This window comes from Dokdonella sp., from assembly GCF_044227025.1.
GTDB lineage: Bacteria > Pseudomonadota > Gammaproteobacteria > Xanthomonadales > Rhodanobacteraceae > Dokdonella_A.
Genome location: NZ_JBGAFX010000001.1, coordinates 496,176 through 516,965 on the forward strand (window position 1 = coordinate 496,176; position 20,790 = coordinate 516,965).

General features: G+C 67.4%; 18 protein-coding genes. 6 read left to right on the top strand and 12 right to left on the bottom strand.

What is annotated here, in order from left to right; translation table 11 throughout:
• Positions 1–832: 832 nt before the first annotated feature.
• Together hrpB and ACILRJ_RS02255 are read right to left on the bottom strand one after the other, a co-directional pair.
• On the bottom strand, positions 833–3,451 hold the full coding sequence (hrpB, locus tag ACILRJ_RS02250) for an ATP-dependent helicase HrpB (RefSeq protein WP_395679936.1): 2,619 nt from the start codon (positions 3,449–3,451) through the stop codon (positions 833–835).
• Positions 3,452–3,697: 246 nt separating this feature from the next.
• Complete coding sequence (locus tag ACILRJ_RS02255) at positions 3,698–4,888, bottom strand: hypothetical protein (protein ID WP_395679938.1); 1,191 nt, start codon at positions 4,886–4,888, stop codon at positions 3,698–3,700.
• Positions 4,889–5,022: 134 nt separating this feature from the next.
• Between ACILRJ_RS02255 and ACILRJ_RS02260 the strand changes: the two genes are divergently transcribed.
• The gene (locus ACILRJ_RS02260; RefSeq protein ID WP_395679940.1) at positions 5,023–5,823 is read left to right on the top strand and encodes a TatD family hydrolase; all 801 of its coding nucleotides are present in this window, start codon (positions 5,023–5,025) and stop codon (positions 5,821–5,823) included.
• Between the two features lie 66 nt (positions 5,824–5,889).
• Here the strand turns inward: ACILRJ_RS02260 and ACILRJ_RS02265 are convergent, their stop codons facing one another.
• The 4 genes from ACILRJ_RS02265 to ACILRJ_RS02280 form a co-directional block, all read right to left on the bottom strand.
• Positions 5,890–6,186, bottom strand: coding sequence for a hypothetical protein (locus ACILRJ_RS02265; RefSeq protein WP_395679942.1), 297 nt, complete (start codon positions 6,184–6,186; stop codon positions 5,890–5,892).
• Positions 6,187–6,485: 299 nt separating this feature from the next.
• Complete coding sequence (locus ACILRJ_RS02270; protein ID WP_395679944.1) at positions 6,486–7,184, bottom strand: pirin family protein; 699 nt, start codon at positions 7,182–7,184, stop codon at positions 6,486–6,488.
• 234 nt (positions 7,185–7,418) lie between these two features.
• Complete coding sequence (locus ACILRJ_RS02275) at positions 7,419–8,204, bottom strand: ABC transporter permease (RefSeq protein WP_395679946.1); 786 nt, start codon at positions 8,202–8,204, stop codon at positions 7,419–7,421.
• The gene (locus tag ACILRJ_RS02280; RefSeq protein ID WP_395679948.1) at positions 8,201–9,148 is read right to left on the bottom strand and encodes an ABC transporter ATP-binding protein; all 948 of its coding nucleotides are present in this window, start codon (positions 9,146–9,148) and stop codon (positions 8,201–8,203) included. Before ACILRJ_RS02280 ends, ACILRJ_RS02275 begins: the two co-directional genes overlap by 4 nt.
• Positions 9,149–9,235: 87 nt before the next feature.
• Between ACILRJ_RS02280 and ACILRJ_RS02285 the strand changes: the two genes are divergently transcribed.
• A complete protein-coding gene (locus ACILRJ_RS02285) occupies positions 9,236–9,979 on the top strand; it encodes an FAD-binding oxidoreductase (RefSeq protein ID WP_395679950.1) in 744 nt (247 codons plus the stop codon).
• Positions 9,980–10,031: 52 nt separating this feature from the next.
• On the opposite strand, the gene ACILRJ_RS02290 is transcribed toward ACILRJ_RS02285, so the two are convergent.
• The 6 genes from ACILRJ_RS02290 to ACILRJ_RS02315 are packed head-to-tail and all read right to left on the bottom strand — an operon-like array spanning position 10,032 to position 17,562.
• A complete protein-coding gene (locus tag ACILRJ_RS02290; RefSeq protein ID WP_395679952.1) occupies positions 10,032–10,874 on the bottom strand; it encodes a hypothetical protein in 843 nt (280 codons plus the stop codon).
• An 8-nt stretch (positions 10,875–10,882) separates the two neighbouring features.
• Positions 10,883–12,835, bottom strand: coding sequence for a TolB family protein (locus ACILRJ_RS02295; RefSeq protein WP_395679954.1), 1,953 nt, complete (start codon positions 12,833–12,835; stop codon positions 10,883–10,885).
• The gene (locus tag ACILRJ_RS02300) at positions 12,832–15,420 is read right to left on the bottom strand and encodes a collagen binding domain-containing protein (protein WP_395679956.1); all 2,589 of its coding nucleotides are present in this window, start codon (positions 15,418–15,420) and stop codon (positions 12,832–12,834) included. The genes ACILRJ_RS02295 and ACILRJ_RS02300 overlap by 4 nt, the downstream gene beginning before the upstream one ends.
• A gap of 15 nt (positions 15,421–15,435) precedes the next feature.
• A complete protein-coding gene (locus ACILRJ_RS02305) occupies positions 15,436–16,284 on the bottom strand; it encodes a hypothetical protein (RefSeq protein ID WP_395679958.1) in 849 nt (282 codons plus the stop codon).
• Between the two features lies 1 nt (position 16,285).
• Positions 16,286–16,870, bottom strand: a complete 585-nt coding sequence (locus ACILRJ_RS02310) for a hypothetical protein (protein ID WP_395679960.1) — start codon at positions 16,868–16,870, stop codon at positions 16,286–16,288.
• A 20-nt stretch (positions 16,871–16,890) separates the two neighbouring features.
• Positions 16,891–17,562 (bottom strand): hypothetical protein, encoded by a 672-nt coding sequence (locus ACILRJ_RS02315; protein ID WP_395679962.1) that lies wholly within the window; start codon positions 17,560–17,562, stop codon positions 16,891–16,893.
• A gap of 336 nt (positions 17,563–17,898) precedes the next feature.
• On the opposite strand from ACILRJ_RS02315, the gene ACILRJ_RS02320 reads away from it, so the two are divergent.
• From ACILRJ_RS02320 to ACILRJ_RS02335, 4 genes are read left to right on the top strand one after another with little or no spacing between them, the layout of a single operon-like run.
• Complete coding sequence (locus tag ACILRJ_RS02320) at positions 17,899–18,297, top strand: hypothetical protein (protein WP_395679964.1); 399 nt, start codon at positions 17,899–17,901, stop codon at positions 18,295–18,297.
• Positions 18,294–18,488 carry a helix-turn-helix transcriptional regulator gene (locus tag ACILRJ_RS02325; RefSeq protein WP_395679966.1) on the top strand — a complete coding sequence of 65 codons (195 nt, stop codon included), beginning with the start codon at positions 18,294–18,296 and terminating at the stop codon, positions 18,486–18,488. The genes ACILRJ_RS02320 and ACILRJ_RS02325 overlap by 4 nt, the downstream gene beginning before the upstream one ends.
• Before the next feature lie 2 nt (positions 18,489–18,490).
• Positions 18,491–20,035, top strand: coding sequence for an alpha/beta hydrolase (locus ACILRJ_RS02330; protein ID WP_395679968.1), 1,545 nt, complete (start codon positions 18,491–18,493; stop codon positions 20,033–20,035).
• Positions 20,032–20,766 (top strand): ATP-binding cassette domain-containing protein, encoded by a 735-nt coding sequence (locus tag ACILRJ_RS02335; RefSeq protein WP_395679971.1) that lies wholly within the window; start codon positions 20,032–20,034, stop codon positions 20,764–20,766. The genes ACILRJ_RS02330 and ACILRJ_RS02335 overlap by 4 nt, the downstream gene beginning before the upstream one ends.
• Positions 20,767–20,790: the final 24 nt, after the last annotated feature.

Sequence of the window (20,790 nt, forward strand, 5' to 3'; positions counted from 1 at the left end):
CTCTTGTTCCGACGCGACGGGCGTTCTTTCCCTCTCCCGCTTGCGGGAGAGTGTAGGGTGAGGGTGTTCTTGCTGTGTCCTTTCGTTGTTTCGTAAATCGGGCTTCTTCACGAAAACCTACCCACGTCCCTGTAGGTTCGTCCCGCATCCCTGCGGGCCGGTAACTTCTCTTTGCTTGTCCAAAGAGAAGTCACCAAGAGAAAGGACACCCCAGGCGGCCCGGTCAGCGGGCTCCTGCCCGCTGACTGCGCGATCGGGTTGCGGGGTTCGTTGACGGTCCATCCATGGACCGCAACGAACGCGCGCGCATCGTGCGCGCGCCCCTTCGGGCGGATCCTCCACCCGCTCGCCGTGCCGCAAGGGCACCCCGGTGGAAGAGCAGCGCGCTCCCGCGCGCAGAAGTATCGCGCTTGATGCCGCTCGAAAAACAGCCATCGCGTTGGCTTTCGGCTGCGGGCGCGCGCAGGAGGACGCTGCTTTGCTTCCGGGTCCCCTTCAGCGCCGGTGGACGGCGGTCGATAAGGCCCGCAGGGGCGCGCGCAGGACGCGCGCGCGTTCGCCGCGATGCAGGATGCAGCGTCGGCGAACCCCGGCCGACGTTCACGCACCTTCCGCGCAGCGGAAGGCGGCGCTGTCGGGGTGTCCTTCTCTTTGGTTTCTTTCTCTTGGACAAGCAAGAGAAAGAAACCGGCCCGCAGGGATGCGGGACGAACCTGCACGGACGCGGGCCGGTTGTCGCGAGATGCGGGACGAACACGCACGGACGCTGGTCGTCATTTGCGAAACAAACAAGCGCGATCCACTTCAAGAAGGACAACCCACGAAACCCCACTCACGTCCCCCGCGGCTTCGCTCGATGCGTCGGCTTTGCGCTCCACGGATCGTCCGGCCACGGATGCTTGGGATAACGGCCCTTGAGTTCCTTCTTCACTTCCGGATACGTGCGTTCCCAGAAACTCCTGAGGTCCTGCGTGACCTGCACCGGCTTGCCGCCGGGCGAAAGCAGGTGCAGGGTCAGTGCGATCCTGCCGCCGGCGATGCGTGGCGTATCGGCGAGGCCGAACAGTTCCTGCAGCCTGACCGCGAGCACCGGCGGCGCGTCGGCCGTGTAGGCGATGCGCCGTTCCATTCCGCTCGGCACCGTGATCGCGATCGGCACCTGTTCGTCGAGCGTGCGGCGCAGGCCGAAGCCGAGGCGCGCCGACAGCGCTTCGGACAATTCCGCCGCGGTGAGCGCATCGAGGCGACGCTTGTTCGCGAGGTACGGCACGAGCCATTGCTCCAGCGTCGCCAGCAGGTTCGCTTCGGAAAAATCGGGCAGCCCGAGTTCGGGGCACCAGCCGCGCAGCGATTCGACGCGCTGGCGCAGCTCGCGCGCATGCTCGCTCCACGGCAAAGCGTCGAGACCCAGCTCGCGCACGGCGGCGATCAATGCAGGCACCGTGTCCTCCGCGCGTGCCGGAACACTGCGGCGTTCGAGCACGATCGCGTCGAAGCGACGTTCCTCGCTCACCTCGACCGCGCGCGTGTCGCGGTTCCAGCGCACGACGCGCGCGAGTGAAAGGCGTGGCGCGAACTCGCGTTCGAGCAGGTCGGGATCGAACGGCGCTGCAGCGAACACGAGGCTGTCGCGATCCTCGCTGCGCAGGTCCACCACCACCAGCCACGGCTCGCCGTACAGCGCGCTGTCGTCGGCGAGGCGCGCGCCGCGACCGTTCGCGAGCGTGTAGCGGCGCGGATTGTTCGCATCCTGGCGCGCAATGCGGTCGGGAAAGGCATGCACGAGCAAATCGCCCACGGCGGTCGACGATGCAGGAATACCTGCAGCGGCAATGGCGTTTGTGGGAGCGGCGGAAGCCGCGATGCTCTTGCCGCGAGCGGGACGTGAAGCATCGCGGCTTCCGCCGCTCCCACATCGGCGGCGCCACGCGTCGGCGGCCTGCGCGACCGCGGCGAGTGCGCCGACATCTGCACCGGTCGCGCGCACCAGCGCGTGATCGCGCTCGCGCCACGCCTGCAATGCGGCGATGCGCACACGGAAATCGTCGTTGCGGCCGGCACCGCCGCGCAACGGATTGCGCGCTTCCACCAGCGCGGCGACGTCGCACGCGAGCGCCTGCGATGTCGCGGGTGCGCGCAATACCGCTGCCGCAAGGCGCGGCTGCGCACCGAATGCAAGCATGCGCCGGCCGAGCGCGGTGATGCGCCCGTCCGCATCGAGTGCGCCGAGCCGGCGCAGCAGGTCGCGTGCCTGCGCAAGCGCGCCCGCGGGCGGCGCGTCGAGCCAGCGCAGTTCGTCGGAACCCCATGCGGCGAGTTCGAGCGCGAGTTGCGACAACTCGACCTGCGCGATTTCCGGCGTGCGTTCCGCATCGAGGCGACGGCTCTGCGGCCACAACCGGTACGCGTTGCCGGCAGCGACGCGCCCGGCGCGACCGGCACGCTGGTCGGCGGAAGACTGTGCGATGTTGCTGGTGTCGAGTCGCGTGAAACCCGAGTTCGGATCGAAGCGCGGTTCGCGCGCGAGGCCGAGATCGACCACCGCGCGGATGCCGGGCAGGGTCAGGCTCGACTCGGCGACATTCGTCGCCAGCACTACGCGGCGCGTGCCCGCCGAGGCCGGTGCGAGGGCGGCATGCTGCTCGGCGAGGGCGAGGTCGCCGTGCAGTGGCACGATCACGACGTGGCCGCTGCCACCATTGCTGCAATCGACCTCGGCGAGTGCTGCACGCACGCGCTCGATCTCGCGTTTGCCGGGCAGGAACACGAGTACGTCGCCATCGCTTTCGGCGAGTGCGAGTTCGATCGCGCGACGCACGCCGAACGCCCAGCCGCGCGCGGGCCACGCTTCGCCCGCGCGCGCGGGCGGATGCGTGATCCGCACCGGAAAGCTGCGTCCTTTGCTGGTGAGGCGCGGTGCGTCGAGCCAGCGTGCGACGCGTTCGCCGTCGAGCGTCGCCGACATGATGACGAGGCGCAAGTCCGGCCGCAGGTTCGCCTGCACGTCGAGAGCGAGCGCGGCGCCGAGATCGCCGTGCAGGTGGCGCTCGTGGAATTCGTCGAACAGGATCGCGCCGACGCCGGCGAGCTCCGGGTCGTCCTGGATCATGCGCGTGAGGATGCCTTCGGTGACGACCTCGATGCGCGTCGCCGCCGACACCTTCGACTCGAAGCGGATGCGGTAGCCGACCGTCTCGCCGACGCGCTCGCCGCATTGTGCCGCCATGAATCCCGCCGCCGCGCGCGCGGCGATGCGACGCGGTTCGAGCAGCAGCACCTTGCGCCCGCCGAGCCAGTCCGCATCGAGCAACGCCGGCGGCACGCGCGTGGTCTTGCCGGCGCCGGGTGGCGCTTCCAGCACGAGGCGCGTGCCGTTCGCGAGCGCCGCCAGCAGCTCGGGCAGGATCGCGTCGATCGGTTGCGGTGCGGGGGGAACGGGTGCAGGAGGCATCGCGCATTGTAGGGATGCGCGCGCGCAACGGCGCTGCATTTCAGCTTCTCCATTAGGGAGAGCGCAGGGTTGGGGCGCGTTGCCGGAGCCTGGCGCGCAGCTTCCGCAGGCCGCGGCATGCCGGTGTTTCGACTTCGCGGACCTTCGTTCCGCGGCGCTCGACGCGAGCGGTGCGGATTTCAGACAGGCTCGAAACAAAAGCGGCGCGACCGTTGCCGATCGCGCCGCTGAAACGAGGGCCGTGGCTTATTCGCAGGTCATGCCATTCGGCGTGAACAGGCGGTCATAGGTCGTCAGCCCATTGATGGTCGGAATCGGCGCCGGCAGGCCGGAATTCGCGGTGAACGTCACGTCGAGGTGGTTGCAGTCGCTGACCTGGAACTTCATCGTGCCGTACGGGTGCTGCGAGAGGTTGTTGCCGAGGTAGGCGACCTGCGCCGTGACGCTGGTCTGGCCGACGTTGAACGCGGCATTGCCGACCAGCCACAGCGGATCGCCGTTGAGGTCCTCGGTCAGCAGGTCGAACACGAGCTGGCGCACGGTCGAGCCGTTCGACTGCGGCTGCTCGGTCATCTGCACGAGCAGGCCTTCGTTGTGCACGGTGTTGATCCACTGCGCGGCGGAGTAGCCGTCGAGCGGGAGCGGCGCGAATGCGTCGGGGTAGGTCGACTGGGTCGGGCTGTAGTCGGGGATGTTGAACTCGACCGGGTTTACACCGTTGATGTACGGGTTGACAAGCAACTTGAACGCGTAGCTGTAAAGATGCAGATAATCCGCCGTCGGACCGTATTGGTTCTCCAGAACGTAGGTCGTGCTGTAGAAAATCGGTGCATCACCAGGGCCATCCGAAACATAGGTATTCGGTTCGGATGCTGCGCGGACGAAGCTGGCAAGGTCGCTGTAGTCGACGTTGCCCTGCTTGATGAACAGGTAGGGGAATGTCGGATAGACGTCCTTGTGGCCTTCCCTGCCGGAATCACGATCGATGCGCATCAGCGTCATCGCATTGAAACCGCCATCGGTGTTGTAGGGCGCCAGGCTGCCGGAGCTGCTGCAGGCGATGCGCCAAATCGTGACCGTCACGGTTTCCGAGGGTGCCTGCGCGCCGGAATTGAAGTCGCGCGTAAACAGCGGCATGCGCGTACTCCAGGTCTGGCCGCTTGGCCGATCCGGCAGTGGCCACGCGGCGCAGCTTGGCGGATAGGCCCGGAATTCGTTTGCGAGCGGAGTACCCGGAAAAACGTTGTTGCCTTGCGCCTTGCTGCGCTTCTGCTGGTTGCTGCGCCCTTCAGCGAAGGCCTGCGCAAGCTGCGCGCGCATTTTTGCGACGGCGGCGTCGTGGTAGGACGCGTCGGAAGCGGCCGTGTCAGCCGCGAACACAGGCAGGGCGACCAGGCCTGCGGCAAGGGCGAAGGTCAGGCGGAGCGAGCTTTTCATTGGGAAACCCCTTGGGTTGGCCGCGCGAGCATCCACGAGCGGCGATGAATTCGCTGTGAACCGCGCCGGGTGCGAGCCTGCCGCGGAGTGCGCATAATCGCGCGTTTGCGTTGCCGGAAGATAGGGCCGCCACCATGCCGCACCCGAACCTAACGCTGGTCGACATCGGCGCGAACCTCACCCACGAGTCGTTCCGCCCCGATTTCGATGCCGTGCTGGCGCGTGCGCGCGAACATGGTGTTGACCAGATCGTCGTCACCGGCGCGAGCGCCGGCGGCAGCCGCGCCGCGCACGCACTGGCGCAGGCACACCCCGGCTTCCTGCATGCGACCGCCGGCGTGCATCCGCACCATGCGCACGAGTACGACGACGACACGGACGCGCTGCTGCGCCAACTCGTCGCAACCCCCGAGGTGAGGGCGGTCGGCGAAACCGGCCTCGACTACTTCCGCGATTATTCCCCGCACGCCGCGCAGGTCGCCGCGTTCGAGCGCCAGCTTGGCATAGCGATCGACAGCGGCAAGCCGCTGTTCCTGCACCAGCGCGACGCGCACGCGGATTTCATCGCCTGCATGGACAACGTGCAGGGCCGCATCGGCCGCGCGGTCGTGCACTGCTTCACCGGTGAGCGCGCGGAACTCGTCGACTACCTCGACAGGGGTTTCTTCATCGGCATCACCGGCTGGATCTGCGACGAACGCCGCGGCCAGCATCTGCGCCAACTCGTGGAATTGATCCCGACCGATCGCCTGCTGATCGAGACCGACGCGCCGTACCTTTTGCCGCGGGACCTGCATCCGAAACCGTCGCACCGGCGCAACGAGCCGATGCACCTCGCCCACATCTGCAAGGCGGTCGCGCATGCGCGTGGCGAAGACGCCGCCACCACCGCGGCGGCATCCAGCGCGAACGCGCGCACCTTCTTCGCGCTGTAGCCGCGCATACTGGATGCTGTACGGCGCAGGCTCGGTGCGCTATCGCGGCGAGCACCGCGGCGCTGGCTAGCGCAGCGCCACGACCAGCGGCGGCGAACGGCTTGGTGCGCGGTCGTCGGGCAACACGCGCACCGCGACCGCGCCTTGCGCGCAGGCTGCGCGTACGCGTTCCATCAGGCGCACGCGCATGCGATAGGTCTGCCAGAAATTGTCGAGCCCGAGCACGCGACCGACCGCGCGCTGGCTGGGCAGGACGTTCAATGGGCAGTCGAAGTCGAGCGGTTCGACGGGTTCCATGGCACCTGCCACGGCATGGGAGCCGATCAACAAACCGCAAATCAGGACGGTGCGGAAAGCGTTCATGGCAATCTCCGGACCAGCAAGCGTTTCGGTGCGCGAGCAGCGACACCGTGCTTCGCACTATAGGCCCCGCGTTCCTCGAAAGGTTGCCGATCTTGCCCGCTGCGCCGCGGCCGGTCATGAACCCGGCACGCTTCGTCCGGAGTGAGCGCTGCTTGGAGAGCGATGCGGTGTCGAACGACATACGGGAACGCGCGGCTTCCGCCGTTCCCACAACAGCGCTTCCCTGTGGGAGCGGTGGAAGCCGCGATGCTCTTGGGGCTGAGTGTGCGGCCGACACTTCCGGGCGCTGTTTGCACCGCTCAGGCGCTGTCGACGAGCACGACCTCGGCGTCTTCGAGTGCGGTCACGTTGAAAGCGTCGACATCGCGGATTGCCGCGCCGTCGCGTGCGTCGAGGCGCACACCGTCGATTTCAACAGGGCCTTTCGCCGACACGAGATAGGCGTGACGTCCCGCTCCGAGTTCATAGCGCGTCGATTCGCCGGCCTTGAGCGTAGCGCCGAGCACGCGCGCGTCGGTGCGGATCGGCAATGCGTCGCCGTCGCCGGCGATGCCGCTGGCGAGCGCGACGAAACGCCCGGAACGGTCACCCTTCGGGAACGGTCGGGCGCCCCACGACGGCGCGCCGCCGCGCTGCGTCGGCACGATCCAGATCTGGAAGATGCGCGTCGTTTCGTTCTCGACGTTGTATTCGGCGTGCTGGATGCCGGTGCCCGCGCTCATCACCTGCACGTCGCCGGCCTCGGTGCGGCCCTGGTTGCCGAGGCTGTCCTTGTGGGTGATCGCGCCGTCGCGCACGTAGGTGATGATTTCCATGTCCGCATGCGGATGCGGCGGAAAACCCGACTGCGCGGCGATCTCGTCGTCGTTCCAGACGCGCAGGTTGCCCCAGTGCATGCGCGCGGGGTCGTGATATCCGGCGAACGAGAAGTGGTGCTTCGCCTTGAGCCAGCCGTGGTCGGCACCGCCGAGCTGGTTGAATGGCCTGCGTTCGATCATGGTCGTCTCCGTCGTGCCCGCGTCGGGCACTGCTGTGTCCCAAGGTAGGGTGCGCGCGGCGCCGGCACCAGTCGCCGCGGCGACGACGCACTGTTCGCATGGGCGCACACCGGACGATCGGCGCAGCGGGAAGCACGAGTCCACTGTGGGAGCGGCGGAAGCCGCGATGCTCTGCGACCTTCAGTCCTCAACGCTCAAGGGCATCGCGGCTTCCGCCGCTCCCACAGGGTGGCTTCAGCTGCGCAGGCCGATGCCGCGTTCGAGCAAGCCCAGCGCGACCACGGCGAGCACGACCGCGAAGCCGACCATCACCACGTAGGCGATCGTCATCGAGATGTCGCTGATGCCGAGCAGCCCGTAGCGGAACGCATTGACCATGTACAGGATCGGGTTGGCATGGCTGAGTTCGCGCCATGGCGAACCAAGCTGGTTGACCGAATAGAACACGCCGCCGAGGTAGGTCAGCGGGGTCAGCACGAAGGTTGGGACCAGCGCGATGTCGTCGAACTTCTTCGCGTACACCGCGTTGACGAAACCGGCGAGTGAAAACACCACCGAGGTCAGCAGCACGGTCGAGAACGTCACCAGCGGGTGGTACAGGTGGATGCGCGTGAAGAACAGCGAGATCAACAACACGATCGCCGCGACCATCAGGCCGCGCAGCACCGCGCCGGCGACGTAGCCGGCCAGGATCACCCAGCCCGGCATTGGTGACGCAAGCATTTCCTCGACGTGGCGGCCGAACTTGGCGCCGAAGAACGACGAGGAGATGTTGCCGTAACTGTTGGTGATCACCGCCATCATGATCAAGCCGGGCACGATGTAGTCGATGTAGCCGATGCCGGGCACGATCTCGCCGATGCGGCTGCCAACCATGCGTCCGAAGATGACGAAGTACAGGGTCATCGTGATCGCCGACGGCAGCAGGGTCTGCATCCAGATGCGCAGGATGCGCACGACCTCGCGTCGCGTGATGGTCGCGAACGCGACCAGGTTCGGGCGGGCGGCGACGCCGTTCATGCGGCCACCTTCGCGGCATCGGTCGTGCCGGTCTCGACCAGGCGCACGAACAGTTCCTCGAGCCGGTTCGCCTTGTTGCGCATCGAGCGCACCGCGATGCCATGTGCGGTCAGCGCGGCGAACATCGAATTGAGGTCGTGCTCGCGCGACATCTCCGCTTCGAGCGTGACGTCGTCGATGCGCGTGAAGCGCACGCCGGGTACGTCCGGCAGCGCGTCGACCGGCCGTTCGAGGTCGAGCACGAAGGTCTCGACGTCGAGCCGCGACAGCAGCGCCTTCATGGTCGTGTTCTCGATGATCCGGCCCTTGTCGATGATCGCGATGTTGCGGCAGAGCTGCTCGGCTTCCTCGAGGTAGTGCGTGGTCAGGATAACGGTGGTGCCGGCCGCGTTGATCGCGCTGATGAACTTCCACATCGAGCGGCGGATCTCGATGTCGACGCCGGCAGTCGGTTCGTCGAGGATCAGCAGCCGCGGCTCGCTCATCATTGCGCGGGCGATCATCAGGCGCCGCTTCATGCCGCCGGAGAGAGCGCGCGCGACGCCGAACGCCTTGTCCCACAGTTGCAGCTGTTTGAGGTATTTCTCGGCGCGTCGCGCCGCTTCCGCGCGCGGAATGCCGTAGAAGCCGGCCTGGTTCACGCAGATGTCGAACGGCTTCTCGAACATGTTGAAGTTGATCTCCTGCGGCACCAGGCCGATCAGGCGCATCGCGGCGCTGCGCTGCTCGCGAATCGACACGCCGAAGATGCGCGCGTCGCCGCTGCTCGCGTTGACCAGCGAGGAGAGGATGCCGATCAGGGTCGACTTGCCGGCGCCGTTCGGGCCGAGCAGGGCGAAGAAATCGCCGGGCTGGACACTCAGCGAGATGCCCTTGAGCGCCTCGACGCCGTTCGCGTAGGTCTTCTTGAGCTCGACGACATCGAGCGCGGGGATCGTGGTCATGGGGGCCTTGTTTTCCCGCTGTCAGGGTCGTCGCGCGGCTGCCTGCTAGTATAGCGGGCCGTTTTGCCGCCCCTACCTGCTGCCTCGATGGAACATTTCAAGCTCCGCCTCGCCGCCAGCCACATGCTCGCTCCCTCGGTCCGCCACCTCGCGTTCGAGCGCGACGACGGCGCGCCGTTCGCATTCGTGCCGGGCCAGTTCATCCAGATCCATTTCCACTACGCCGACGGCAAGCCGACCAAGCGCAGCTACTCGGTCGGCACCGTCGGCGACGGCAGCAGTCCGGTGCAGCGCATCGAGATCGCCGTGTCGTATGTCGACGGCGGCGCGGCGACCGAACTGCTGTCCAGGCTCGACGAGGGCGGCACGATCGATGCGAGCGGTCCGTACGGGCGCTTCTGCCTGATGGATGCCGACACCAATGCGCGTTATCTGCTGGTCGCGACCGGCACCGGCGTCACGCCTTACCGCGCGATGCTGCCGCAGATCCGCAAACTGACGCAGTCACGCGGCTGCACGTTCGCGCTCGTCTACGGCGCGCGCAACGAAACCGAGCTGCTCTACGGCGAGGAATTCGAGGCGTTCGCGCGTGAAGTCCCCGGCTTCACGTTCCACCCCTGCCTCAGCCGCACGCCGCGCGCGGTGCCGCGTCCGCACGATCGCCACGGCCGCGCGCAGGTCGCGCTCGGCGAACTCGGCCCGAATGCGGCGAGCGACATCGCGTACCTGTGCGGCAACCCGAACATGGTCGACGAGGCGTTCGCGCAGCTGAAGGAGGCCGGCTTGCCGGTGCCGCATATCCGCCGCGAGAAATACGTTTCCTCGCGCTGAGCCTCGGTCGGGCTTTCGGATCCGCGCGCGTCCGCGCGAATACTCGTCAAGGTCAATGCGCGCGCAGCGCCCGTTTCCCGGCGATCGTATCGAACCCGTTGGCGAAGAGGACGTCGCTGCCGAGCGATCCCGGCGGGAAGCGCGGGTCGAACAGGCAGATCGCCCCCGGCGCGGGAATTGGCTGAGCGCCGCCGCAGCGCGCCGCCGCACCGCGGGCGTTCGCCGGATCCTGCACGCCCACCGTCGCGTGCGCACCGGCGGAAGGATCGAGCGAGCGATACTGCAGCGCGATCTCCCAGCTCGTGTGGTAGAGCACGGCCTGCATCGCGAGACCGCCTGCGGCCGGCGTGCCCCAGCCGTCCCAGTCGACGACCGTGCACGCTTCCAGAGCACCGGAATCGCTCGCGCGCGGACATTGCGCGAAGTACTGCGTACGCATGTCGCCGCTGCCGATGTCGCCGCTGAGGTCGTCGTGGTAGACGTAGATGCGCGCCTGCGCGGCCGGACCGTTCACGCCGATCGCCGGCAGCGGGCAGGCGCTGCGGTAGTCGGCGCCGTTCTCGCTCGCGACGCTGCCCGCTGCAGCGAGATAGCCATTGCTTGAAGCGACCAGCGTGCCGAGCGGGATGCCGAACAGCTCGAACGGTGCTGCCAGCGGAACCACCGCGGCGCCTTCGTCGCGGGCGCTGTAGTCGCCGCTCGCCGCGGTCAACGCCAGCGGTGCGGAGGCGCCGATGTCGATCGCCTGCATCGGGCATTGCGCGCCGAGCGAATCGTGGAAGGTGTAACCGTACGGGTCGACGCCGGTCGATGGCGTGCGCTGTGCCAGCGCGACGGAGCCGACGAACGCGAACGCAACGGGCAGCAGACGGAGGGCGCAAGCAGACCTGTTCATGATCGTTCTCACTGGCCGCGGGCCTGGAAGAGTTCGGGATTGGTGTCGGCGTTGGTATCGAGGAAATCGAAGTCCGAGTAGAACGTCACGACAGGAACGGCCGCATCCAGTCCGATCCGCGCGCCGGTGATCAGCTGCGGGCTGCCGAACAGCGAAGCGAAGCCCTGGCCGACCGGCGTCAGCGTCGCGGTGGTGCCGCTGATCGTCGCGTAGCCGACCTCGGCGAAATTGGTGTTGATGTCGAGGCGCTCGTAGGCGAGGCGCGCGCTCGTGGTGTTTCCCGATGCGTACACGTCGAGGAACAGGTTGCTGGTCGCGGTCGTCGTCAACTGCGCATTGGTGCCGGAACCGTTGGTGTCGTAGCGCCAGATTTCCGAATGGCCGGTGCCGGTGTCGAAGCGCAGGTGGAACAGGTAGCGTCCGCTCGTGTCGAGACTGGGGCTGACCGCCAGCACGGTGGCGGCGCCGGGTACCTGCTTGAACGATGCCGTTCCGGTCAAGGTGGTGTCGTGGCGGAACACGAGGCGGTTGCCGGCACTGTTGTTGCCGCCGCCGAGCGGGTTGCAGGTGGAGTCGAACGCGAGGTACTGACCGTTGCCGCTGCGGTTCATGCGCGGATTGTTCGCGGTGCACGTGCCGGCGTCGGTGAGCGGAGCCTTCACCGTCCAGGTCGAACCGGCCAGCGTCGCATAGACGATGCGCTTGACGCCGTTCGCGGCGCCGGTGAGCGCTGCGCACTCCGATTCCCACGCGATGCGCGATCCGTCGGTGCTGATCGAAGGATTCACGTTGTCGAGCGCGTACTGCCCGCCGCTGTCGCAATTGCTGGTCGCGGTCACGCTCGAGAGGGTGCCGGTGGAACGGTCGTAGCGGTAGATCTGCGCACTCGCGCTGCTGCTCAGGCGGGCCGAGATCGCCACGTAGCGGCCTTTGAACGTGGCGTCGGTCGCGCCGGACAGCGCCACGCTGTCGACGCTGCCGGTCGCGTCGACGATCAGCGACGTCGCGCGCGCGAACGCCGAACCGTTCCACAGGTACACCTGGGTGAGCAGGTTCGGATTGTCGCCGGTGAGATTCGCTTCGGAAATGAATGCGGCATTCGTGCCGGTGTCGTCGACCGACGGTTTGCTGTTGGTGACCGGTCGCACGATGATCGTGCCGTTCTTCAGCGTCACGTCCTGCCCGCCGGTATTGGTCAGCTGGCGCACCGCGTCGGTGATCGTCGCGTCGCAGGCACTGCCGACGCGCACGTTGTCGAGCAGCAGGGCCGAGTCGAAGCCGTTGTCGTTCTGGTCGAGTACGGCGTAGCGCAACGTGACATTGCTGCCCGCAGCCAGCGCGGAAGGCAGCGGCACGCATACGTGCTGCCATGCACCCATGCCGAAGCGCAGCACGGTGCCGGTGACGGCGGCAGGACCGCTCACGGTCCAGTCGCGCTGGGTCAGGCCGGTGCAGGGCGCGTTCGGGAAATTCGAGTAGCTGCTGCTGTTCGCCTTGCACGAGCTGCCGGACCAGATGCGCGTGCCGTTCGCCTGCAGATCGAACAGGTCGTCGAAATTGTCGCCCTGGTCCTGCTCGCTGCTCGGGTAGTTCCAGTCGAAGCTGACGACGCCCGGCGCCGCGGGCAGCACGAACGTCTGGCTGAGCGTGGCGAGGTCGTAGTCGGAGGTGGTGTTGCCGTCGTAGAGCTGCGCCGCGCCATTGCGGTTGCCCGGGCCGCTCGAGACGATCGCGAACCAGTTCGTCGCCGGTTCGCCCGGCGGCTGCGGCACCACGGTGCCCGCCGGCAGGGTCGCGATGTTGCTCGCGCGGATTGCCGCGGCTGCATTGGTTCCCCCCGTGGTCCAGCCGCCAAGCGTGCCCGTTTCGAAATTGCCGTTGACGAGGACCTGGGCCTGGACCGCCGTGCTGCCGGCGAGCGCCGCGAAGGCGAACAATGCGAGGGTGCGTGGAGTATTCATGGCGACGGACCTTGCTCCTGATGGCCTGCGATCAGGTCCTGTCCGAACAGGAAGCGATCGCGCAACGTGAATGTGCGCGTGACCGGCATGGCGGCCACCATGCTGGAAACCCGGTAGGAAGCGGGCGGCAGGCCGTCGACGCGATAGTAGCCCCAGCCGTCCGTGTGGGTTTCAGCAAGAACCTTGCCGGTCGCATCGGCGACGGCAACCGGCGCATTCGCGCACGGACGCCCCGCCGCGTCGGCCACGCGGCCGGCGATGCCGAGGCTCAGGCTCACCGGGAAATCGATGCGCGTTACCGCGCCTGCCTTGACCTCGACGCGGCGCGCGCGATTGCTCGGCTGGTACTCGAGCGGGAGTTTTTCCGTGTCCAGCTCCAGCGTGTAGATGCCGGGTGCGAGGTCGGCCAGGTAGAAGCGGCCGTTCGCGTCCACTTCGCCACGGATGTGGCCATCGACGAGGATGCCGGTGCCGGCCACGCGTGCCGCATCGAATGCGCCGCCGGGGATGGCGATGCGGCCGGAGATTCCGCCGACGTTGAGCAGTTCCGGTCGAAACGACCCGCGCGCGATGCCTGATGGCGTGATCGCGAAATCGGCGACGAGGGCGAGGGTCAGCACCGCGCCAGGATCGGGTTGCGTGTTGCGCATGAGCGGATCGTCCAGATATTGCGCGTGCAACGACAGACCCGGGTAGATCTCGCCGGCGGCATCGAGCAGAAAACCCGTACGCCCTTTGCCGGCGAGCAGTCCTGCCGACCAGCCGATGCGACGGCCGCCGATTCCCCAGCCGTCGGCAACGAGCGCCGAACGATGGCCGAGCTTGCTGTCTTCGGTGAGCATCGCGCGAATGCCGTAGCCGCGCGCGTAGCGGTGTTCGACCTCGAGATCGGTGCGCGGGTTGTAACGCGTCACCGCGACACGCCAGTCCGGTCGCGGCGCCCAGTTGGCGTAAAAGGTGTAGTGGCCGTCGAAATCGGGTCGCGCGCTGACTCCGATGTTCGGATTCGGTTGCCACGCCACCGCCGGCTTCACGAAATCGACCGGCGCGGTGGACGAATCGCGATAGTGCCGGCCGACCAGCGACGCGCGCAGGCTCGAGCCGAATGCCCATCCGGCTTCGGCGTTGTAGTCCTCGCGGGGCGCCGAATCCGCGGTCAGGAAGCCGGCGTCGAAGTGCTGGAAATTCGCACGCCAGAATGCGTGGCCGCGCGCGCCGTCGCCAAATACCTGCCAGGCATTGCCGTCTTCTCCCTGCGCGGCGAACGCGGCCCACGTGCCGAATCCCGGCAGAGCCGTAGCCGCACCTGCCATCGCATTGCGGTGATCGCCGACGGCCTGCAGTGCCACGAGGGCCGTGAAGTTGTTGGTGATGCCCTGCCGCCACTGGTAGAAACCGGCCGGCTGGCTTGCTTCGGTCGAATTCGGATCGAGCGGATTGGCGGTGCTGCCGAGCCCCGCCTGCTGCAGCCAGGTGCCGGCCGGCAGCATCTGGTCTGCCGCCTGCGCGTTGACTTCCTCGACGCGCAGCGGCACGTCGGGATGGCCGCGTTCGTACACCGCGATCTCCAGCTGGCCGCTCAGCACCTGGTCGGTGAACTCGTAGCTGCCGTCGAGCCGGATGGTCGTACGCGCGATGACCTGTCCGCTGCGGCGCAGCTCGGCGATGCCGCCAGGCGGACCCTTGCCGCGCACGCTCCGTGGCGCGTCGAAGCGGCTCGCCGCGAGTTCGCCGTAGCCGAGCGTGGGACCGAACGCGATCGAAGGACGATTGCTCGCCGCGAGCTGCGCACCGGTCAGGTAGAACGTCGGCAGCAGTGAGTTGAGGCTGACGATCTGGCGGCCGAGCAGCCAGCGACGGTCACCCGAGCCGGTCACCCAGGACCACGTGTCGAAGCGGCGGGTCTGCTCCAGGTCGTCGTTGTAGCGGGCGCGCCAATAGCCCGATCCGAGCGCGCCGCCGAGGTCGGTGGTCATGAACGCATGGTGGTCGTTGTCGTCGCGCGTGAAATCGATTTCGCTGCGCACCTGGGAAACGCTGGCGAAGGGGGCGCGGATGTCGGCGGCGGCGACCGGTGCGCCGTTGGCGGCCTCGCGTTGCTTCGCCTCGGGCAGGTTCCAACTCGTGTCGATGCGCAGGGCGTATTCGGATGCATCGAAGCGCACGTCGCTCGCGAATGCCTTCGACAGCGTGGCCGTGTCGACGTAGATGTAACCCTGCACTTCGTGCAGGTTCGCCGGCGCGAGCACGGCGGTGCCGATCGGCGTTTCGACGCGATAGCCCTCGCCGTCGTGTTCGGCCTTCAGCGACAGTGCGTTCAACAGGTATTCGAGCGCGACCAGTGCTTCGCCATCCGGCTGAACGATGATCGGGATGCCGCTGTTCAACTCGCGGCCGTTCAACTGCGCGACGGCCAGTTGCGGCGCCGCTTGCGTGCTTACGCCGCGACTCGACCCGGCTTCACCCTGGTAGGGCGACATCGGCCCGAGGGGATCGGGGCCATCCGCGACTGCCGCGATCGGCCACGCGCACAGCGTGGCGAGGACCAAGGCGTGGACTTCGAGCTGGATGCGAGCCGACGCCATCGATGCGCGCGATCGTCAGTTGCCGGCGACGGCCGTGAGGTCCGCCTGCGTGTCGATGGCGGCTTTTCCGAACTGGCCGTTGAAGGCGACCACGTAGCGCCCGGGCGGGAACGCCTTGGCGCGGAAGGTTTCCTTGACCGTGCGCGTGCTGCCGGGCAGCACGGCCGTGGCCGGAATGCGGCCACCCGCCACCGCGCCCGGGGGAAGCTTCATGTCCGGCAGATCGAGCTTCTCGATCGCGGGTACCTTGCCCTTGCCGGGAAAATCCCTGGCCGGATAGACCACGTACTGGCCGTCGAACCGGGTGGTGGCATTGCCGGTGGTGGTCACGTTGATGCGAAAGCCGGTGCGGTCGGCGGCGACTGAATTGATCGTGCCGTCATGGATCGCCGGTCCCACATGCACGTATACCGCCGCGCCGATGCGGAACCGCGCGCGCAAGGTCGCCGGCGCTTCCTTGGAAGGATCGGTCGGCGCGATTTCGTCGAAATAAACCATTACGCGATGTTCGCCCGGTGCGAGCGGCACCGCCGGTCGAATCGCCAGGCGTACGGCCTGCGACTTGCCGGCCGACAGGTCGAATTCGAGCGGATTGATGACCGTCCAGTGATCGAGCGAGGTTTCGGTGGGCGGAAGCAGGCTGACCTGGTTGTCTTCATCCAGGGTCCAGTTCGCGAGCGACACGCGCACGCGCTTGTCCTCGGTCATGTAGTTGTAGAGGCGGAACGCATGGGTCTGTGCGCCGTCGTCGAGCGGGATGTCGAGGATCTGCGGGCTGATCGCGACCTGCGCGTGCAGCGCGAACGATGCGGCCAGCGCGAGAAGCCCGAACACCCATCGGGTCAAACGGAATGGGCGAGCCATTTCAGGTACCTTCGGCAGTGATGATGAGGCGACCGGAATAGCTGCCGGCCGCGCGCAGGGTGCGCAGGTCGAACTCCAGCAACACGTCACCCTCGAGGGTCTGCGAGCGCGCATCACTGGCGACGATCCGCGGTGGCTGCGGAATGACACGCACGGGCAGGGACGCGCCTGGTTTCTCGTCGCTGGAGAGCGCATTGGGCCCGGCCATCGATTCGACGCGCGCGCTGACGCCGGTGCTCGCCATCGACCGCCCCTGTGGCACCTGCATGCGCCAGGCCTGATGCAAATGGCGCGTGACCGTCAACCGCACGGGCGGAACATTGATCGTGCCGGCGGAGACGAGTCTGCCGCCGATCGCGACGGCGCGGCGTGTTTCGGGCGCCAGCGGCTGGATCGCACGGTCGGCGATGTCGTCGAGGCGGATCGGGTCGAGGACGATGTTGGTGGTTGTCACGGTCAACTGCGACGTGCCGCTGCCGAACGCGAATGGCGCCGCAGGCACGCTGCCTGCGGCGGCCACCTGCGTTGCCAGCATGCCGGCCAGTGCGAGCAGCACCGGCCGGGCATGGACTGCGCATGCGTGCATGGCGGTCGTCGCCTGCACGATCAGGTCGCGGTGACCGCGATCGTGTACTGCTGCGCGCCTGCGCCGGTGTAGGTGCCGGTCTTGGTCGCATTGGTCAGGTTCAGCGACAGGATCACGCTGCCCGAGATCGGATTGGCCAGACCGGGGTCGGCGAACGCCGGGGTCGAGGCCGGGCTCGCGACGAGGGCGGGTGCCGCAACGCCGGTACCGACGCCGATCAGCGGGTTCAGCACGATCGTGCCGCCGGCGGGATTGGTCAGGGTCGTGTTGGTACCGAGCGTTGCCGTGACGACGGTCGTCGCGTTGGCGCCGCCGATCGCGCGCACTGCCCACACATTGGTCAGCAGCAGCGGCATCGCCGCCGGTGTGCCACCCGGAGCCGGCGTGGTCGCGATCGCGAACGGCGCGGTCAGCGTGCCGGCGGCGTAGGTTGCGGTGACCGACTGCGCGGTGGCGTCGCCGCAATTGTAGGTACCTGCCGGACCGCCGGCCACGCACGGCGGGGCGACGGAGGCAGCGAGGGTCGAGGCGTCGACCGTGACGTTCAGCGTCGCGTCGTAGTAGAGGATCGTGATGCCGCTGGTGATCGCAACGCTGACGGCGACATCGCCGGTCGCGGCCATCGAGGCGTGGGGGGCAGCGATCGCGCCGCCCATGATCAGCGCGAGGGCGCCGGCGAGTTTGATATTCACTTTTCAGTTCTCCAGGAATGTCCGATTGGACGACGTACCCGCATCAGGCGAAATCGAGGCCGGTGGGCTTCGTCGACGAGCGCAGGCTGCATGGGCCGAAAGCAAAGCCCGTGCCAAATGAGAACCACGTCACATTTGAGGCAACTAGTGACAAGCGCCGCCGGCGTCGCCCGCGTTTGTCGAAACATTGCAGGTCCGAGCGCGGCGATTGGCGTTCCAGCCCAATTTCCGCGGGCAGGATGTCCGTGCACGCGCACTTGGCGTTGTCAAGGACGCTTGACATCACCACGGCCCCAGCCGACAATGCCTGTCAAGTAGACTTTACAGGCGCGGGTGATGTGGCGGGAATTCTTCTGTGCCGGCACGAACCGGCGCTATTGGTGGTCGTCCGCGGCGCTGATGGTGGTCTACGTCGGCGCGATCCTGTTCAGCGTGAAGTTCGGCAAGACCATCTCGGCGCCGTTGCCGCATATCGCGGTGGCGCTTGCGCCGGTGCCGCCGGTGATCGGGTTCGTCGCGCTCGAATTCGCGCGCATCCGCGCCACCGATGAGCTGCGCCAGCGCATCGAGCTGGAAGCAGCGACGCTGGCGCTGGCACTCGGCATTCCGCTGCTGCTCGCGCTCGGCTTGCTCGACGACGCCGGCATCGCCCACCCTGGTGCGCTGACGGCGCCGTTGCTGTTGGTCGTCGTCTACGTGCTGGCGCAGCTGTGGGCGCACTGGCGTTATCGATGAACAATCGCGTGCGCGAGTTGCGTGAAGGCAAAAGTTGGTCGCAGGGCGAACTCGCCGAGCGGCTCGGCGTCTCGCGGCAAACCGTCAACGCGATCGAAACCGGCAAGTACGATCCGAGCCTCCCGCTCGCATTCCGAATCGCAAAACTGTTCAGAAAACCAATCGAAGACCTGTTCGATCCCGGAGAGTGAAGATGGACAAGCGCACGCAGTTCCGCCTCGTGCTCGTGTTGGCGACGGCGGCTGCCCTGGGATTCGCCTATCTGCGCAAAGCGCAGGTCGAAAGCGCGTCCGAGCCCCCGACGAGCGCGTCCGCACCCACGCGCGCGACCGATGGCAGTCTTCATTACGGCGCGCTCGTGTTCAAACCATGCGAACTGGCCGCGCCGCAAACCGGCGCGACAACCTCGGCCTACTGCGCACCGTTCCGGGTCCCTGAAAACTGGGACGCGCCGGATGGCCGCAGCATCGATCTCAAACTCGCCCTGCTCGCCAGTACCGCGGCAGCGCCGCCTGCCGATCCCGTCGTGCTCATCGCTGGTGGCCCGGGCCAGGCCGCCACCGAAGCCTGGCCGCAGCAGGCAGCCGCGTTCGCGCCAATGCGCGACAAGCGCAACCTGATCCTGCTCGACCAGCGCGGCACCGGCGGCTCGAATGCGCTGACCTGCGCGCGCAGCGAGGACGAGTCGGACTGGGCCAACGATCCCGAGCGCGTGCGTGCGCAGACCAGGGCCTGCCTCGAGAAGGTTTCCGCACACGCCGATCCCCGCTTCTACACGACGACGATGGCGCTGCGCGATCTCGAAGCCCTGCGCGCCGCGCTCGGCAAGCCGCGCTTCAACCTTGTCGGTACGTCCTACGGTACGCGCGTTGCGCAGCAATACGCCAAGACCTACCCCGATGCCGTGCGCAGCGTGATCCTCGACAGCGCCGTGCCGAACGACAACGCACTCGGCTCCGACTTCGCCGTCAACCTCGACGCTGCACTCAAGGCGCAGTTCGCGGTCTGCGCTGCCGACGCGACCTGCGCGAAGGCGTTCGGCGCGCCGTGGGCCAACCTCGAAAAACTGCGTGCCCGTCTGCGCGACAAACCGGTCGAAGTCAGCTATCGCGACCCGGTCGACAACGCGCAAAAGACGATGCGCGTGGACGCCGGCATGCTTGCCGCGCTCGCGCGCATGTACGCCTACATGCCCGAAACCGGCGCGCTGCTGCCACTGGCGATCTCGCGCGCCGTTGCCGGCGACTACGCGCCTCTCGCCGGGCAGGCGAAGATGCTCGGTCAGCAGATGAAGAGCCTGGCCGACAACGCGATGCAGCTGTCGGTGATCTGCAGCGAAGACGCCGATCGTCTCGTGCCGAACCCGGCAGATGCGGACACGCTGCTCGGTGCGCATTTCGTCGATGTGCTGAAGGCGCAATGCGCGATCTGGCCACACGGGGCGCGCCCGGCCGACTTCAATGCTCCGCTCACGGGTGACCTGCCGGTGCTCATCCTCGGCGGCGAGTTCGATCCGGTCACACCTCCGCGCTATGCCGAAGCGATCGCGAAGACGCTGCCCAGGGGCCGCGTGCTCATCGCCAAGGGCCAGGGCCACAGCGTGCTCGGCCGCGGCTGCTTGCCGAAGCTTGCGGCGCGCTTCGTCGAGACGCGCGACGCGCTCGCGCTCGACGCCGCTTGCGTCGGGAATTTCTCGCCGATCCCGGCGTTCATCGACTTCAGCGGAGCCGCGCCATGATCGAGGTCACCGACCTGCACAAGCAATTCGGCAGCGTGCGCGCCGTCGACAACGTCTCCTTCACCGCGCGCGACGGCGAAATCACCGGCCTGCTCGGCCCCAACGGTGCCGGCAAGACGACCACGCTGCGCATGCTCTACACGCTCATGCGTCCCGACCGCGGCAGCGTGCGCGTGGACGGTATCGATGCAGCCGCGGATCCGCTCGCAGTACGTCGGCGCCTCGGCGTGCTGCCGGATGCGCGCGGCCTGTACAAGCGCCTGTCGGCGCGCGAGAACATCGACTACTTTGGCCGCCTGCAGGGCCTCGACGCGGCCACCCGCGCCCGACGCATCGCGCAATTGTCCGATGCGCTCGACATGCGCGACATCCTCGAACGCCGCACCGAGGGCTTTTCGCAGGGCCAGCGCGTCAAGACCGCGATCGCGCGCGCACTCGTCCACGAGCCGAAGAACATCATCCTCGACGAACCGACCAACGGCCTCGACGTGATGGCGACGCGCGCCATGCGTGCCTTCATGCAGAAACTCAAGGCAGAGGGGCATTGCGTGCTGTTCTCCAGCCACATCATGCAGGAGGTCGGCGCGCTGTGCGACCGCATCGTGGTGATCGCGCGTGGCCGCGTCGTGGCCGACGAATCACCCGAAGCGCTGCGTGCGCAGACCGGCGCGGCGACCCTGGAGGACGCGTTCGTGAAGATCATCGGCTCGGAAGAAGGACTCGCCGCATGAGTGCTGGTCGTGCCTTCAAGCCCT

What these genes read in the sequence shown, in the direction of transcription:
- ACILRJ_RS02330 (WP_395679968.1), top strand. Translation starts at nt 18,491, where the DNA reads ATGGACAAGCGCACGCAGTTCCGCCTCGTGCTCGTGTTGGCGACGGCG.
- ACILRJ_RS02325 (WP_395679966.1), top strand. Translation starts at nt 18,294, where the DNA reads ATGAACAATCGCGTGCGCGAGTTGCGTGAAGGCAAAAGTTGGTCGCAG.
- ACILRJ_RS02275 (WP_395679946.1), bottom strand. Translation starts at nt 8,204, where the DNA reads ATGAACGGCGTCGCCGCCCGCCCGAACCTGGTCGCGTTCGCGACCATC.
- ACILRJ_RS02300 (WP_395679956.1), bottom strand. Translation starts at nt 15,420, where the DNA reads ATGGCGTCGGCTCGCATCCAGCTCGAAGTCCACGCCTTGGTCCTCGCC.
- ACILRJ_RS02290 (WP_395679952.1), bottom strand. Translation starts at nt 10,874, where the DNA reads ATGAACAGGTCTGCTTGCGCCCTCCGTCTGCTGCCCGTTGCGTTCGCG.
- ACILRJ_RS02285 (WP_395679950.1), top strand. Translation starts at nt 9,236, where the DNA reads ATGGAACATTTCAAGCTCCGCCTCGCCGCCAGCCACATGCTCGCTCCC.
- hrpB (WP_395679936.1), bottom strand. Translation starts at nt 3,451, where the DNA reads ATGCCTCCTGCACCCGTTCCCCCCGCACCGCAACCGATCGACGCGATC.
- ACILRJ_RS02280 (WP_395679948.1), bottom strand. Translation starts at nt 9,148, where the DNA reads ATGACCACGATCCCCGCGCTCGATGTCGTCGAGCTCAAGAAGACCTAC.
- ACILRJ_RS02260 (WP_395679940.1), top strand. Translation starts at nt 5,023, where the DNA reads ATGCCGCACCCGAACCTAACGCTGGTCGACATCGGCGCGAACCTCACC.
- ACILRJ_RS02255 (WP_395679938.1), bottom strand. Translation starts at nt 4,888, where the DNA reads ATGAAAAGCTCGCTCCGCCTGACCTTCGCCCTTGCCGCAGGCCTGGTC.
- ACILRJ_RS02335 (WP_395679971.1), top strand. Translation starts at nt 20,032, where the DNA reads ATGATCGAGGTCACCGACCTGCACAAGCAATTCGGCAGCGTGCGCGCC.
- ACILRJ_RS02295 (WP_395679954.1), bottom strand. Translation starts at nt 12,835, where the DNA reads ATGAATACTCCACGCACCCTCGCATTGTTCGCCTTCGCGGCGCTCGCC.
- ACILRJ_RS02320 (WP_395679964.1), top strand. Translation starts at nt 17,899, where the DNA reads ATGTGGCGGGAATTCTTCTGTGCCGGCACGAACCGGCGCTATTGGTGG.
- ACILRJ_RS02310 (WP_395679960.1), bottom strand. Translation starts at nt 16,870, where the DNA reads ATGCACGCATGCGCAGTCCATGCCCGGCCGGTGCTGCTCGCACTGGCC.
- ACILRJ_RS02305 (WP_395679958.1), bottom strand. Translation starts at nt 16,284, where the DNA reads ATGGCTCGCCCATTCCGTTTGACCCGATGGGTGTTCGGGCTTCTCGCG.
- ACILRJ_RS02270 (WP_395679944.1), bottom strand. Translation starts at nt 7,184, where the DNA reads ATGATCGAACGCAGGCCATTCAACCAGCTCGGCGGTGCCGACCACGGC.
- ACILRJ_RS02265 (WP_395679942.1), bottom strand. Translation starts at nt 6,186, where the DNA reads ATGAACGCTTTCCGCACCGTCCTGATTTGCGGTTTGTTGATCGGCTCC.